We start from the raw sequence: 15,472 nt of genomic DNA on the forward strand, positions 1-15,472 counted from the left end.
GTCCGGGGTTCCGTCACGCCGCCTTCTTCGGAGCGCGGGGGCTCGGCTTGGTCGTCATCGTCCCGCGGGCGAACTTCTCCGCGAGCGCCTTGCGCGCCCGCTCCGCCGCCACGTCCAGTTTCACGTGGTCGAGGAGCTTTTGGTCGAGGACTTCGGTGTTGAGGCGGGCGGCGCGCTGGCAACCGCGGTTGATCAGCGTCATCAGGGAGCCGATGTGTCCGCTGCTGCGGATGTAGAGATAGTCGGACAGCTCGTCGGCCAGCATTCCGGGGAACGCCCGGCACAGCACGATGCGCTTCTCCAGCCCCAGCAGCAGGGTGCGCCACTGCGTGCGGTGCTTGTTGTTGGTGACGGTGAAGGGCTCCATCGTCAGTGGCGTCGTACGGCGTGCCGTCTGGGCCAGGGTGATGTTGCCGCTGTCGTGGGCCTCGGAGTACAGGCCGCGGTTGGCCAGATCGACGCCGATGAAGATCAGAGTGACCGGGAACTCGTTCGCGATGTACTTGAAGTGGTTGCTCACCTCGGTGCCGGTTTTGTCCTGCCATTTGAGGAAGTGCAGGTCGATGATCAAGACCCTCGTCTCGCAGTCCAACACGCAGTCCAGTGCGCGCCGGGCAAAGAGCGTGGCCGTGCCGGTCGTACGGCCGGGGTGGGCGTAGTACTCCAGCAAGGACCGGTTGAACTCCTTCATGCCGATGTTGCTGGTCAGACCGACCCGGCAGACCGGCCACCGCTCGTGCCCGGCGGCGGTGAACGCCCCTTCCCGCGCGATCACCTGCCGGTGGTACTTCAGCGCGAAGTTCAGGACTGCGGTGGTCTTGCCCAGACCGGGATGAGCATCGACGGCCACGGCCCCCTTGGCCTTGTCACCGTCCTGCTGGTTACTCGTGACGATGTCCCACAAGTCCTCCTGTAGAGCTTTGAGTTGCGGCGTGCCGAGCGGGCCGATGTTGGCGTGCCAGACGGACCGCTCCTGCTCGTACTCCAGCAGCGCCGCCTCGCCCAGGGCGGCCTTCTCCTTGACGGTGAGCAGTTCCGGCCGCTTCCGGGGCGGTGCCGCGGCCATCGCTCCCAGTCCTTCCTTCCGCGAGAGGGTGAGGTTGTCCAGGCGCGGGACTTCGGGCTTCTCGGGCGTCATCAGGCGTCCTCCATCGCGTCGGCGTAGAAGTCCCCGTCGTCTTCGGGACCTTCGAGTTCGTCGTCCTCGTCGTCATCACCGGGCAACAGGCCCTCATACGGTTCGGCCTCCGTCTCTTCCGCCCCGTCCTCGTCCGGGTCGTCGGTGGCGGTGAGGATCCGGGCGGCGGTCGGCAGCACGTGCACGTCGTCCGCGGCGGGTCCTGGGATGTCGAAGGCGGACTCCTCGCGTGCCTGGCGCAGCGCCAGCCGGCGCTCGGTCATCGTCAGCCCAAGGCCCAGGTGCCAGCGGTCGAGGAGTTCGGCGACCGCCGTCTCGTCGTCGGGGAACGGGTACTTCTCGGCCGCGATCTTCCGGGCGATCTCGATGGCTCCCCGGCTGATCGGGAACTTCTGCGCCGGGGCGTGCTCCCACTCCAGGGTGTGCCAGCGGCGGGTGTCCGGGCGCCGGAAGTAGACGTAGTTGATGTTGTCGGGGTCGACCTGCACAGGCCACAGCCCCTTGGCCTTCGGCCCGGTGTACGGACTGGTCTCGCCCCGGTAGCCGTCCAGCCCGTCGCCGTTGTAGCGGCACTTGCGGATCTCGACGCCGTAGTGGTGGGTCGGCTTCCACTCGGTCTTCAGGAATTCGAAGCCGAGCGCCGGATTGCGGGGCACCTCGATGTAGCCGGACCGGGCGATGCCGTGCTCGAACATGGCCGCTGGCGACAGCTTCAGCCCCGGCACGTGGGCGTCGACGAGTCCCCTATGTGGCCTGACGTGATACGTGCAGGCCACCCATTCCCGGATGATCGCTTCCAACTCGTGGAGGAAGAAGAACGCCTGGTCCTCCGGCGCCTCACCCCGCGAGAACAGGTCCGGGCCCTTGTAGCCGGGCAACGACTCCAGCAGCCCCTCGCGCACAGTCTTAAAAAATCTTTCAATCGGCCCCTTATCCCTGCCCGTTCGCAGACGGGCCGGCTGGATGGACAGGCCCAGCCGCTGGCAGACGGAGGTGATGTGCTCCGAGATGAAGGGCTTGCCGTGGTCGACGACGATCGTCTCCGGCACCAGAGCCGGAGACGCGACACCGTCCTTCTTGACCTCCTCCGGCTCCTCCTCGTCCGGATCGAGTGCCTTCCGCTCGACGAACACCGTGCGGGGAATGCCGTGGTCGGGCCACACAGCATGCGCCGGCCAGTCCTTGCCGGCCGGGCGGGGGCGGAACGTCTGGAACATCACGGCCGCGACGTCGATCGACGACGTGGACACGGGGGTAACCCTGATCCCGCACACGCACCGGTCGTACCAGTCCATCGCAACGGTCAGTTCGGCCTGGACCCACTTCATCGTGATCGGGTCCATGGCGAAGACGTCCAGACGGGTCGTGTCCATCAGCAGGTACTCGCCCGGCCTCGTAGGCCGCAGCTTCCCGTACGCGCCTGGTGGTCGGGCGGCGATGTCCCGGTTGCGCTTCGCACTCAGCCGGAAGGTCGGCAGCCGCCGCTCCAGCTCCTCGAGCCACCGGTAGGCCGTCGCCCGACCGGGCAGCTTCACCTCGCCCTCGCCGTAGCGGGCAACGAGGCGCGGGCCGACGGTTCGGATCACGAGCCCGCGGGTGGGCTTCGAGTCCTTCCCGTGCTCGGCCATGATCTCCAGGGCCATCTCCACCCACCGAGGATCCGCCCGGCCCAGCCCTCCCATGTCGCCGCTCCCACGATCCGGGCCGCCGCGTACGAGGCCGGCTTCCCGGTCGGTGAGAAAGGCGCGCACCCACCTCTTGATGGTGCGTACGCTCACCCCCAACTCGGTGGCCTTCGCCTCGTATCGCTGCAGCTTCGGCACCGTGGCCGCGTACTGCGACCGTGGCTCGCCCGGCTCTGCGAGTTCGTCGCTGCCCGAGCGGAAGCCGGTCAGGACCTCGTTGATATGGGCGGCCCGCTCCCGGACATCGGCAAGTTCCTCTTCGCTGAGCAGCGCGAACAGCACCGAGGCCATCTCGCGGTCGTCGTCCGATTCCGGCCCCGGCCCGGTCGCGATGACCTGGGCACGGCCAGAGGCGAGCACCTCGCGCAGCGACAGACGGACCCTACGACCCAGCCCATCACGGACCAGCACCTCGTTGCCGGCCGCCGAGCCGAACATCTCCTCCACCACGACGACTTCACCGTCGTACTTCAGCCTCGTGCCCACCCCGACCCGTACCGCGGCTCCGGTCACATGTCCTCCTCCACGAGTCCCCGACCTCGTGATCCGACAGATCTGCTCGATCTGCTCCTCGTCGAGTGCGGATTCGTCCTCGGGCTCCTCGATGGGGCGGGGCAGGTCGCGTCTGCCCGCGCCCATCACCGTGGCCAGGCCCTGGCGCAGGATGTGCTGCTCGGACAACGGTTCAGTCAGGTCCGTCACGAAGTACTGGCACCACAACAGCCGCAGCACCGCGGCCCTCACCCGCCAGTCCGGATGCCGAGGGAAGGCATGGAACGCCTCGCCCAGCGTCGCCCCGTACAGATCTGTCGCCCGGATCTCCGCGAGCAGGACCTCGTCGAAGAGCCAGTCGCGGCGATACCCCGCGAGGAACCGCAGGTTCGCCAGCTCAGCTTCGGGCGGCTCGGACCACACCTGGAAATCCCAGCCGCGTGACAACACCACATCACGGGCCCAGCCGAGCGCGAAGTTCACCTTCGGTCGGGTGAGCCGGTGCCGTGGTTTGACGTCCACGACCAGCGGAACGTCCTTCTCGCGCAGCACCAGTAAGTCGGGTACGTGGCGGCGCAGATGGCCATCAACGGTGGTGGACAGCAAGAACGGCTGGGCGAAGACGGCCGTCACGTCCTGGTCGAAGTCGGCGTAGAGCAGTCGAGTCAGCTCAAGCCGGGACTCGTAGGCGACGTGGTCGCGCATGGTGGACGACCAATGCAGCCCGAAATAGTGCTTCTGGCCCTCCCGCCAGCGGAACGTACGCCAAGGGATCGAGGGCTCGAAGACATCGATGCCCGTTGTCGACCAGGCCAGGTCTTCGTCGATCTTTCCGTCCGTACGACGGAGACTCATCGAGACTTCGCCGATCACACGCGACATGCCTCACCCCCGAGCGGCTGGAGGGGGCGCGGAGCTCCCGATCTCGACCAGCTGCGACATTTCCACGATCAAGCGGGAGAGCGTCGCTGCATAGAACGAGACCGGGAACAGCACTACGACGAGTGAAGGATCAGACAGGAGTACGTCTCACCGTGTTGTCCCTTGGGCCGGACAGGGGCCATCGTCAATGAGAAAGGGACACGCGAAGTGCGAACCTACAGGCGATGAGCTCGGCGAGTTCCGGGTTGCGGCTGAGATCGGCGACGGCGTAAGCGTGCAGCAGGGTGAGCCCTTGAGGCCACGGGCCCTGACCGTGCTGGAAGACGAACGGCTTCATGGTCATCAAACGTACAGACGCGTGGAGCAGCACCGCGTGAGAACAGGGAAGTTGGCCAGACCGGCTCAGGTCACCCTCGCCCGGTACGGTCACTCGTCGGGCTCGGCATCCCTCGCCCGGGGCGTGGCGGCACTCGCGCTTCGTCCTCGACGTCTTCAAGAACCTGCTGGGTGAGCCGTTCCATCAGCTCGGGGTCGATGCCGCTGCCCGGTCCGGTGACGCGGGCCCGAACCGGCCGTAGTGATCCAAGGGCCGACGCCTCGTCGGGTGCGTGGCGAGGCGGGCAAGGCCGAGTTCCGGTCGATCGGCGAGCACTCGTGCGGGTTGTGGGGTCCATCACCTGGCTTCCTTGCGCCAGGTGGCCAGGACGGACCGTACGGAGCTGGAGACCTGCTCCTGCTCCGTACGGTCGGCCCACAGGTGTGCATCGTGTTCGGTGAGGTTGACCGTGTCACTCTCGTGGGTGGTGGTGACGGTGAAGTTGAACTGGCGGGTCTTCTTGCCGCTCTTGGAGAGGTAGTCGAAGTGCCCGAGGTAGCACCCGATCGCGGTGACGGCGAGGCCGGTCTCCTCGGCGACTTCCCGGTGCAGGGCCTCGGTCAGGCTCTCGCCCGCGTCGACGCCGCCAGAAGGGAGCTCCCACAGACCGCCGAGGTAGTCGTCGGCGGCGCGATGTAGCAGAAGCACCTTGCCTTCAGCGTTGGAGATGACGGCTCCGACCACGCGCTTGGCGATGCGGTCGGTGTCGGCCGCGTGGATGAGGTCGCCCAGCAGAGCGGCGTCGACGGGTGCGTTCACTTCACGAGTTCCTTGTGGTGGTCGGCGACCTTGATGATGGCCGCGGTGTACGCCTCGGCGAGATGGAGGTCCTGGTCGCGGTGCCACACCGGGAGCTTCACCGTGCTGGCGTGCACACGTCGGGCGTTGGCGAAGCTGTTGGCGGCGGGGCCCTTGTGGTCAGCGTAGCCGGGCAGGAGCGCCCCGGGGGTGTGGAACAGCGGGTGATCGCCGAGAGCGCGGGTGGAGCCGGGCAGGTCGATCTCGGCGGCGCCCTCAGCGTGGACGGCCTCGATGAACCGTTCGACGGGTAGGCCGGCGAGCTGGTCCGGGTCGTAGCGCAGGGGCAGCGCGTACCAGGCCGGTCGGGCATGGGACTGCGGGTGTGGCAAGTGGATGCCTGGCACGTCGCGAAGAGCGCTGCACATCCGGGCGGCGACAGCGTCTCGGCCGGCCAGATAGCTCTCCAGGCGGGGAAGTTGGGCGTTGGCCAGCGCCGCTGCCAGGGGGTGGATGCGCAGCTTGAGGCCCATGCCGGTGACCGCGTAGGGGGCAAGGGGATGGTCGGCGGGGATTTCGCGGCGGCACCGCTTGTTGTACTGGCCGTGCAGCAGCACGCGGTAGTACAACTCGGTGTCGTCAGTGGCGACGAATCCGCCTTCCCCCGCGGAGAGAGGCTTGGGCCCGTTCAGGCTGAAGGCCGCGGCGCGGCCGAAAGAACCGACCGGCCGGCCGCGCCAGGTGGCGCCGTGGGCGTGGGAGCCGTCCTCCAGCAGCATCAGCCCGTGCCGGGTACTGAAATCAGTCAGGGCGTCCATGTTCTCGGGCAGGCCCCACAGGTGCACGGCGATGACGGCCTTCGTCCGCGGTGTGATGCGGCGAGCGGCATCGTCGAGGTCGAGTTGCCCGTGCTCGTCGACGTCGGCGAGCACGGGACGGGCGCCGAGGTGGAAGAGCGGGGTTGCCGTGGCGTGGAACGTCAGCGCCGGCACGATCACCTCGTCGCCCGGGGCGACGCCGGCCGCGGCGTACATCGAGTGCAGCGCGGCCGTTCCCGTGCAGGTGGTGACGGCATGGCGGACGCCGAGGAAGGACGCCAGAGCGTCCTCCAGCTCGGCGATGACGCCGGCGCGGTCCGGGATGGACACCGCGGACATCAGCTGTCCGGTGACCGCCTCGACATCGGTGTTCTCGATCGGGGGCCAGGAGAAGTGCGGGCCGGGAACCTCGATGATGGACGGGCCGCCGAGGAGGGCGAGGGGCGACGTGGCGGTCACAGCAGGTACTCCTTCGGGTCGGCGGGCTTGCGGGAGGTCTGGGAGGTGTAGGCGGCGGCCAGGAACGCGGCGTGCGCCACGTGAACGGCGGGTCCGGAGGGGTTGGTCCGCTCACCGTCGAGGACGCGGCAGAAGCAGTCGATCTGCGCCGCAGCGGCGGAGGGCCAGGCGGGTTCCCGGGTCAGGGACTCGATCAGCTGTCCGTCCGGGGCGAGGCGTCGCACCCGTCCTCGTTCGATGACGACTGCGCCGCGCGGGCCGGTCATCATCAGCTGCTCGGTCTTCGGTCCGGCGGAGCGGGAGATGAGCAGGGAGCCGTACAGCCCGGAGTCGTAGGCGAGGTGGACCAGCGCGGTGTCCTCGGCGTCGTAGTCGGCGTCGGGATGTGCGGCGGTGGAGGTGTCGGCCAGGATCCGGTCGGGCAGGCCGAGGTACCAGATGAGCAGGTCGATGAGGTGGTAGCCCATGTCCATCAGGGCTCCACCGCCGGCCAGGGAGGCCCGGCCACGCCAGCCGGCTGCGGGGTCGGGGCTGTGGAAGGTGTAGCGGCCCTCGACCAGGTACGGCTGTCCGATCTGTTCCAGCATTTGCACCGCGGCGGTGTAGACCGGGTGGAAGCGGCGCTGGACAGTGACCATCAGCTCGATGCCGGCCTTGCCGCACATGGCGACCAGCTCGGCGGCCTCGGCCGGGCTGGTCGCGAAGGGCTTCTCCTTCATCACATGCACCCCGGCCGCCGCGCAGGTCTCGATGACCTCACGGCCGGCGTGGTGGGGCACGGCGACGATGGCGAAGTCCGGTCGCACGTCCTTGAGCAGGGAGCGGATGTCGGTGAAGCCAGGCACGTTGTGCCGCTGGGCCTCGGCGGCGGCCTTGCCGGGGTCGGTGTCGCAGACCGCGGCGAGTTGGGCGAACTGGGAGTCGGCCAGCCCCGGCACGTGGTCCTCCAGGGCCTGATGGCCGAGCCCGATGACGGCTGCTTTCTTGCGTACGCTCATCGCGTTTACGCCCCTTGGTGAAAGCACGTCGGCCCGCCTGCTGCGGACCGTGGCATGCTCCAGAGCACCGCACCCGCTCCGGCCGCGGCAGGGGCGCTGCCATGGGCTGCAATGCCGTTTGCATCTGGTGCAAAAGCGCTGTTGCTACCCGATGGCTCGGTCTACGGTGGGCGGGGGCTACCTCGGCGATCGACGGGGGCGTGGATGCCAGTCAGCGCGGCGCATGCTCGATCCGAACGGCCAGGAACGCCCGGCGATTTGATCCGCAGCAGTCGGCTGGCGCGTGGCTGGACACTCGCTGATCTCGGTGCCCGAACCGGTTACTCCGCCTCCCAGGTCTCCCGGTACGAGCGGGGTCTTTCGCCGCTGACCGACGTCGATGTCCTGCGACGCTTCGCCGCCGCGCTCGACATCCCGCCCAGGGAGTTCGGGCTCGCTGTCGCTTCACCCCCTGCGCAGCTCCGACACGGACACCCTGTCTCCCCAGGTCTCCCTTACCCGCGCCTTCCCGGCCCTAGGGTGGGAGGAACTCAGTGGGAGGACGGTGACGACCCAGTGCGGCGACGGAAGTTCCTGGCCATCTCGGCCGCGGCCACCGCCGGCGTCTCGCTCCCGTCATCCGTGGCGGGCCAGGACGCGCCCGTGGGAGAGCTCCTCGTCGGCCGTCTGCGGGATGCGATGCTCGGCATCGGTCAGGACAACGAGCTGCCAGGTCCCGAGCAGTTACCCGTCGAACTCGCCCGCGTGCACGCCGACTTCCACACCTGCCACTACGCCGGTCTCGCCCTCCGCCTGCCGCGCTTGATCCGGGCCGGACACGCCCTCGGCACCGATGGCGATCGACTTGACCTGCTCGGGCAGAGCTACCTGCTCGCGACCCGCATGCTCATCAAGCTGGACGAGCAGCAGCTCGGCTGGATGGCGGCTGACCGCGCACGCCAGGTGGCCGAAGCCGCCGGACACCCTCTCACCGTGGCGGAAGCCGCCCGTAACCTCGCCGTGCTGGCCCGCCGTGCCGGCTGGGAGGAACAGGCTCTGTCGATCGCACTCAACGCCGCCGACGATCCGGGCCTGCGGGCATCCCGAAGCGGTGCCGCTGAACGTGGCCTGTTGATCCAGTCCGCCGCGTACAGCGCCGCCCGACAAGGGGACAAGGCGGGGATGCGGGAGCTGACGGACGAGGCCGCTGCCATCGCCGCCGGCCTCGGTGGCACCACCGCCTTGCGTGACCACGGCGGCGGTTTCAGCCCCGCCACCGTGCAACTCCACCGCATCTCGGCCGAGTTCTCCACCGGCGACCCCGTCGCGGCCCTGGCCGCGGCCCGTGCACTGCCGCCGCAGAGCCTGCCCAGCGTGGAACGCCGGGCCCGGTACTACACCGACGTCGCCGCTGCCCTGGCACAGCGCGGGCGCCGGGACGAATGCGTCCGTGCGCTGCTGGCCGCCGAGGACCAGGCACCCCAGGAGACGCACTCCCGCCCCGCGGTGAGGTCCTTGATCTCCGGGCTGCTGCTGTCCGGCCGCGCCACACCCGAACTCCGTGCCCTTGCCGCACGAGCCGGCGCCCTCCCATAGCCGCCCCGTAGCCTCGATCGTCGCGGTGACGTCGGACGGGACTTGCCGGTGCTCGCCTATCGCTTCGGCAGGGCACGCAGGGTCCCGCTCTCCGCGACCTGCGCGCGCAGCCGCTCGATCTCGTCGTGCTGGGCCGCCAGGCGGGAGATCGCCAGGGTCCTGAACTCGGTCAGTTCGGCCAGCCGTTCATCTCGGGTAGAGATCCGCTCCTTCAGTTCGTCGACCTGCTTCTTCAGCCGGTCGACCTGGGCGTCCCGAGGGTCGATGATCTCCCCGGCGTCTTGTAGTTCCTGCATCCGCTGTTCGAACTCTTCAGCGAGGTGCTGGTAGGGCCCGTGCCTGGGCGTGCCGTCACGGTGCTTTTTCGGATAAAAGCTGGTGCGGGTGACGCCCGCGAGGGTGGCGAGGGTCTTGAGGTCGCACTTTCCGCCGGGCGGCAGGTCGCCGCGCAGAAGCCGTTCCATGGCGGCGCGGACCGCGGCTTCGTTCCGTGTCCGGTCGGCATCGGTGATTCTGGCCATGTCAGCTCGCTTCCGCAGCGACCGCACCGGTCGCGGTGTCGATGTCGGCCACGACACGTAGGGCGCGGTCGCGCTCGGGTTCGAGGCGCTTCTTCTCGCCTCTGGCGACGCGGCGGTTGTTGATGAAGGTGTCGAGGGCGGCGACCTGCCCGAGCCACACAGGTCGATGACAGGGGTGGTGGGTGGCCTGCGGGCAGCGCGCAGAGTCGCACATGCCGATCAGTGGCTTCTTCGCCTCCGGGGTGCCCGCCAGCTTCAGGCAGAGGGCCTTGGACGGGTCGCGGAACCAGCAGAAGTTCGCAGGCCCGATGTGCAGGCTCGATGCCACCTTGCGTAGGAGGCTCTCCAGGTGGGCGTCGTCCGCCAGGACCTTCGGGGCCGTACGGGCCGCTTCTTGGAGCTCGGCGTCGACGAGGGTGAATGCCTCGATGAGGCTCCTCGCACCGGGGCCGGCGGGCATCCGTCCGGCTTGCGCATCGCGGAAGGCTTGCACCGTGAGTTGGAGTTGGTGCTCTTCCTCGGCTTCCTCGACCTCGGCGAGGAAGAGGCGCTGCGAGCCGCCGGGTCGGGCGGCGTAGCCTTCGGTTGTGGCGACGCTGATGTGCTTGAGCCCCACCTTCGCCGCCAGGAGCCCGCCAGGGCGGTGCGCGATCGACAGGGCGAGCGTACGTCGCAGCATGCGCGCTGAGCACGGTCCCGCGGGGATTTCGGGAAGGCCCCAGTGGGCACCGAGTCCGCTGCTCTTGAGCCAGCCCCTCAGCGCTTTGACACGCTGGGTGATGCCGACGTTGTTGAAGAGCGGGGTGCCCTCGTGGGTGCCGAGGATCCGCTCGGCGAGCGCGGCGGCACGGTCGACCTCTTCGATGACGACCCATTCGTCGGGGACTCCGCCGAACTTCTGGCCCTTGATGAGCCTGCCGGACAGCCGGAACCGGCGACCGCCGCTGGGTGTGGCGTGTGCCGGGTTGCGGCATCCCGTCGACAACTCCAGCAGCTCGGACGAGCGCATTCCTGACAGGGCCGCCGTGACGACCAGACATGCGGTCAGCACATGGCCCGCCATGAAGCGGGCCTCGTCGGACCCCAACGGCCAAGTCCAGGTGATGAATTCACCGCTGCCGTAGCGGGCAACGGTCTCCGCGTCGCGTGCCCACGTGCCGGACAGGCCGACCTCACCTGCGACGTCGAGCAGCGTCGGCCGCAGCAGCGGCTTCGCGTGGTCCGTGATGCCGCCGAAGCCGCCCTTCGTGACCAGGTGCGCCCAGGAGAGCCGTTGCAGCGGGTCGCCCTCATGGTGGGCCCATCGCTTACTCGCTCTCTCCGAGATCATCGGCAGGGGCTCGCCGCGCCGCCGGAACTCCTCGCACAGCGCCTGCAGCGCGGGGAGGTCGGTGTACCGGGCCTCGGGCATGGCCTCCCGGTCCAGGCGGTCCTGGCGACGGACCTCCTCAACGCCGGCAAGGTGCGGGCCGACCACCTCGACCAGGTACAGGCACGTCGCCAGCAGCGGCTGCAACAGATCGTCGCCGACAGGCTGAGTCGCGTTCTCGCCTCGCTTCTTCCCCCCGACGATCTGCCACGGGTTGCGGCCGTTCCACGGGAGGAAGCCGTCACGGTAGGCGTCGGCCGACAACAGTTCCTTGTACGTCACGAGTGCTTGCATTGACCGGGGCACCTCCACCACCGAGTCCGGGTCGAGCTTCCACCGCGGCAGGCCGAGCGAGGGGTGCGACCACGACTGTTCCTCCAGGTGGCGTTCGCACATGTTCTGGTCGAGGTGCTCCAGTTCGTGGATTCCGTGCGCGGTCAGCCAGTTGAACCAGGTGGTCAGCCGCATCAGGTAGCGGTAGCAGGTCCGTGGGCTGCGCAGCGTGCGGCTGGCGTACGGGCACTCGATCACCGCCTCGTGCTGCGGCGCCAGCATGGCCAGGAGGATCTCCTTGGCGACGACCCGCCAGGCCGGATTGAGGATCTGGTCGAAGTCCCAGATGAGCTCGCCGGGGGCGATCATCCGGTGGGCGTCGATGAGTTCGGACAGCACCCACCGGCTGTCCTCGAAGGCCACGCGCCGCGCTCCCGGGGGCAGGCGCAGGCCGGCCACCTCGCACACGTCGGCCCCGGCGAAGGCGGATCGTGCCCGGCGCGGACGGGGCGCGGGTATCAGTCGCGGCGTCATGCGCTGTACTCCTCGGGGCGCAGGGGAAGTTCACGGTCGTCGTCCGCGACCAGGAGCTGGGCGTCAGCCTTCACCTGCGCGGAGAGCTTGGGGAGGATCTCGTTGTCGAGCCGCTCGGCGTACGGGCCGAAGACCCGCACGAACTGGACGACGGGCATCTGCCGGAACTGCCGGGCGAAGAACGCCTTCAGCCGCAGCAGGTTCGTCGTGTGCCGGGGCAGGAAGAGCGCCAGCGGGCACAGCAGGCACACCCACGGCCGGGCGGGGCACGGCTTGCCCTTCGGGCCGTGCACGCCGGCCAGCTGGTCAGCGCAGGCCGCGGTGAACACATCGCGCTCGCCGCCCACCAGCTCGGCCATCGCCCCGGCGTCCAGCTCCAGGCGTCGTACCGCCTCGGGGAAGGCGACGGCCAGCTCCAAGGCGGCCTCGCTGGTCAGCACTACCGGAGGCAGGGCCTTGCGCAGGATGTCCGCCTGCCCGTCCTCGATGATGGACTCCACGGCTTCCAGCTGGGCCGGCGTCGTGGGGGTGACATAGTGGTCGCCTTCGGTCCGGCCCGTGTGGTTGGGGTCGATGGTGGTGCGTCCGGTCCATCCCCGGCGGGCCAGTCGCTCCTCGTAGGTGGCACGTATCCGGCCCCGGTGGACCTGCAGCCGCTCGCCGGCATCGTCCGCGAGCTTCAGGTCTCGGATGAAGTCACGCTGCGGCTTGTTGGTCCGCTGGTGTCCCAGGACGCCGTTGGTGCCGTGCGGCTCGGCCGCGATCCACAGCGATTCCCGCAACTGGGGCGGGGCGAACGTCCGTAGCTGGGCGGCGTGCGCGAGCCACTGCTCCAGCAGCCGTACGGCCAGTCGGGGCGGAGTGGCTCCCTCCGGGCCGGTTCGCCCCTTGTAGTAGCCCAGGAGAATTGTGGAGTCGCCGGCCCATTCGATGTCGCCGAGCTCCAGGTCGTCGATGCCGTCCGGGACCACGCCGCTGTAGATGCCGAACAGCAGGCGGTAGGCGATCTGGACACGCGGCGTGGGGAACAAGCCCTCGCGCACCGATCGCACCGCGGCGTAGGAGGCTTCCGGGCGTTTGCTCACGTAGCCCTGGACGTAAGTGCAGTACGCGTGCCCGGCCAGGGGACCGTCCCGGAGCATGAGCCAGGCGATGTCGGCTTCGCTATGCCGGCGGCTCTCCCGGGGATCCTGACCGCTCGCCGCGAGGTTCAGTAGCTCGCGCTGCCGTTGACGGCTCTCGTCGATGACCGAACGGCAGGCGTTCTCCAGTCGCTCCCACTCGCCGTCGGTGTACGCCACGTAGGTCCCCACGGGGGGATGCGGCTGGACAGCCCGGCCCTTCAGCATGGCCCGCACCTCCGGATGCAGGCATCCGGTCAGCTCGTCAAGGCCCTTGAGCAGGATGCGGGTGTCGCACTCGCGCTGGTGGGTGCCGGCCAGCCAGAAGCGCAGCAGCATCGACTTGGTCAACTCCGCCGCTGAGCCGGAGAACCCGGTCTCCGACAGCTTCTTCACCATCTGCCGCACCGAGACCGCGTACCTCTCGGCCGGGTTCTTCGCGCCGATCCCGCCGTGCGGGTGCGCGCAGGCGGCCAGGCCCTCGGCCAAGTCGCGAGCCAGACGGGGGTTGGGCAATCCAGCCAGGCGTGCCGTCCACTCCTTGCCGTTGCGGAGTACGAACCGAACGGCCAGCGGCTCCTCGGTCAGGAACGCGGGCATCAGCAGTCCTCCTCGTCCGTGTCGGTGAACTCGGCCTCAACCTCGGCGGCCGTGACCTCCGGGACGGGGCCGGCCATCCGTGCAGCGGACTCCCGGTAGGCGTCGCGGTAGATCCGGGTCACATCCAGGCGCGCGATGTAGAGCTCCGTCGACAGCACGCTCGTATGTCCGAGCAGGTCGCGCAGGACGAGCATCTGGTCGTTCTTCATCAGGTACAGGGCCAGCGCCGCGTCCTCACCGGCCGCCAGCGTCAGCTCGGCCGCCCGCTGATAGTGGCCCTTGACCAGGCCCTCCAAAGTGGCCATGGCGAAGCTGTGCCTGCACCGGTGGGGGGAGACCGTGGGGAACCGCGGTTCGAACCGCTCACGGATCCGCACCGAGGTACGCCGGAACACCGTCGCCCAGTCAGTGAACGGCTTCCCCGACGACTGCAGGCCCACCAGGGGCGAATGCCCCTCCGGCGTGACCAGGCACAGCCGTTCGTCGAGAGTCAGGTTCCGCCAGGGCCGCCGCTGCCCGTTGAGGGTGGCACCCTCCCAGTCCGGGTCCTCCACGAGGATCGGCTCACCGAGCCGCCACGGTGGCCGCCACCGGTACCCCTCGGCCGACGCCGCCCGGTCCAAGTCGATGTACTGGTGCATCCGGGCCAGCGGGCCGTACGTGACCCAGGTCGTCCGCGCCTTCTTGCCCTTGGTGATCGCCCGGGACAGCGGGAACAAGACCGGCACTTCGGACCTGCGGCGCGGCAGCGGCGGCACCTCGTAGATCGTCAGGTGCGTGAACTCCTGCCGACGCAGTCCGCTGGCCAGCACGAAGTCGCCCATCGCCGAGTTCCGCGCGCACTCCCGGCCGCGATAACTCCGGTCCGGCATGCCCTCCGGCCCGAGACCCGCGAGGCCGCAGACGAACAGCCGGCAGAAGTCCTGCTCCATGTACTTGATCGAGGTGTGCGGCCGGGGTGACCGGACGCGGGCGAGGTTCCGCTCGACGTCGACCAGGACGCCGTCGGCCATCCGCTTGCCCATCCGGTAGGTGAAGGGCACCGCGTCGGCGAAGTGCTCGTCCCGCGCCCACCGGTAGAACGCGGACAGGATGCCCATGTGCAGGTTCCACGTCGTGCCGTCCCACCGCTTCTCCAGCGGTCCGGCGAAGCGGAACTCGGCGTACATGCTGAGCGCCGCCCGCAACTCCTGACGGTCGCCCAGCGGATGGACCCCTCGGTCCTGCAGGAAGGTCATCCACTCGCACAGCGAGCTCGCGTTGTTGCGCCATGTCCGTGCCGCCGGCGCCCCGTTGAGAGGGAGCTCACGCAGCCAGCGGTTTCCCACCGTAGCGGGGCGAAGGGCACCGGGCGCGTCTTCGAAGCGGAGGTCGTCGTCGAGGAGGATCGGCATCCGCTCGGGGATGAGGGGCTGCCGCTCGACGTCCCAGGACTCCCAGCCCACCCGCGAGTAGTTGATCAAGTGCATGGCGTCGGACCTTAGATATCCGACACGACCTTCTGCAACAGCCTCCTTGGATCACTCCGAGCGGGTCAGGAGGGGAGTGCGACACGACGACTAAGCAGCGACTTCCGAGTGATATGTCAGAATTGACCCGACCTGAACCTCGAAGGGCGGGAAGTCTGCAAGCTGCTTGGTGAGTTCGCCGACCAGCTCGTCGCGTTCATGCTGGGGGATGAGAGCAGCATGGCGGTCAGTGATCTGGTCGAGCGTGACATGCAGCCACTGACGAGGTACCGGGATGAGTGGGAAGTCCTTCAGGGCCTCGTTCGCGCTGGTGATGAGGTCAAGGAGGGCGCGATCCTGGTCAGATACGGTCAGATATACGTGTAAGAGGGTGGCGCCCTCCGGCCAGCGGGCGTCGGCGTGCTTGAAGACGAAGGGCTTCATG

12 protein-coding genes and 1 pseudogene are annotated in these 15,472 nt (G+C 68.8%); 2 read left to right on the plus strand and 11 right to left on the minus strand.

Annotation, left to right across the window (positions count from 1 at the left end; all coding sequences use genetic code 11):
* Window positions 1–13: 13 nt before the first annotated feature.
* From AC13HU_RS00840 to AC13HU_RS00865, 6 genes are all read right to left on the minus strand, one after another.
* Window positions 14–1,138, minus strand: coding sequence for a TniB family NTP-binding protein (locus AC13HU_RS00840; protein WP_483039715.1), 1,125 nt, complete (start codon window positions 1,136–1,138; stop codon window positions 14–16).
* Window positions 1,138–4,170 (minus strand): TnsA-like heteromeric transposase endonuclease subunit, encoded by a 3,033-nt coding sequence (locus tag AC13HU_RS00845; protein WP_483039716.1) that lies wholly within the window; start codon window positions 4,168–4,170, stop codon window positions 1,138–1,140. Before AC13HU_RS00845 ends, AC13HU_RS00840 begins: the two co-directional genes overlap by 1 nt.
* 211 nt (window positions 4,171–4,381) lie before the next feature.
* On the minus strand, window positions 4,382–4,534 hold the full coding sequence (locus AC13HU_RS00850; protein ID WP_483039717.1) for a hypothetical protein: 153 nt from the start codon (window positions 4,532–4,534) through the stop codon (window positions 4,382–4,384).
* A gap of 336 nt (window positions 4,535–4,870) precedes the next feature.
* Window positions 4,871–5,332 (minus strand): NUDIX hydrolase, encoded by a 462-nt coding sequence (locus tag AC13HU_RS00855; protein ID WP_483039718.1) that lies wholly within the window; start codon window positions 5,330–5,332, stop codon window positions 4,871–4,873.
* Entirely contained in the window at window positions 5,329–6,588 is a 1,260-nt protein-coding gene (locus AC13HU_RS00860; RefSeq protein ID WP_483039719.1) for a DegT/DnrJ/EryC1/StrS family aminotransferase, read from the minus strand. The genes AC13HU_RS00855 and AC13HU_RS00860 overlap by 4 nt, the downstream gene beginning before the upstream one ends.
* On the minus strand, window positions 6,585–7,586 hold the full coding sequence (locus AC13HU_RS00865; RefSeq protein WP_483039720.1) for a Gfo/Idh/MocA family protein: 1,002 nt from the start codon (window positions 7,584–7,586) through the stop codon (window positions 6,585–6,587). The genes AC13HU_RS00860 and AC13HU_RS00865 overlap by 4 nt, the downstream gene beginning before the upstream one ends.
* A gap of 204 nt (window positions 7,587–7,790) precedes the next feature.
* Between AC13HU_RS00865 and AC13HU_RS00870 the strand changes: the two are divergent.
* Window positions 7,791–8,003 (plus strand): annotated as a pseudogene (locus AC13HU_RS00870) (helix-turn-helix domain-containing protein); the annotation flags it as partial.
* A gap of 138 nt (window positions 8,004–8,141) precedes the next feature.
* A complete protein-coding gene (locus AC13HU_RS00875; RefSeq protein ID WP_483039752.1) occupies window positions 8,142–9,161 on the plus strand; it encodes an XRE family transcriptional regulator in 1,020 nt (339 codons plus the stop codon).
* 56 nt (window positions 9,162–9,217) lie between these two features.
* On the opposite strand, the gene AC13HU_RS00880 is transcribed toward AC13HU_RS00875, so the two are convergent.
* The 5 genes from AC13HU_RS00880 to AC13HU_RS00900 form a co-directional block, all read right to left on the minus strand.
* Window positions 9,218–9,682, minus strand: coding sequence for a hypothetical protein (locus AC13HU_RS00880; RefSeq protein WP_483039721.1), 465 nt, complete (start codon window positions 9,680–9,682; stop codon window positions 9,218–9,220).
* Between the two features lies 1 nt (window position 9,683).
* The gene (locus AC13HU_RS00885) at window positions 9,684–11,858 is read right to left on the minus strand and encodes a hypothetical protein (RefSeq protein WP_483039722.1); all 2,175 of its coding nucleotides are present in this window, start codon (window positions 11,856–11,858) and stop codon (window positions 9,684–9,686) included.
* Window positions 11,855–13,579 (minus strand): hypothetical protein, encoded by a 1,725-nt coding sequence (locus AC13HU_RS00890; RefSeq protein ID WP_483039723.1) that lies wholly within the window; start codon window positions 13,577–13,579, stop codon window positions 11,855–11,857. Before AC13HU_RS00890 ends, AC13HU_RS00885 begins: the two co-directional genes overlap by 4 nt.
* Window positions 13,579–15,048 (minus strand): site-specific integrase, encoded by a 1,470-nt coding sequence (locus tag AC13HU_RS00895; RefSeq protein ID WP_483039724.1) that lies wholly within the window; start codon window positions 15,046–15,048, stop codon window positions 13,579–13,581. Before AC13HU_RS00895 ends, AC13HU_RS00890 begins: the two co-directional genes overlap by 1 nt.
* 90 nt (window positions 15,049–15,138) lie before the next feature.
* Entirely contained in the window at window positions 15,139–15,471 is a 333-nt protein-coding gene (locus AC13HU_RS00900; RefSeq protein ID WP_483039725.1) for a hypothetical protein, read from the minus strand.
* Window position 15,472 lies beyond the last annotated feature (1 nt).

The organism is Streptomyces sp. NH27, assembly GCF_056859195.1.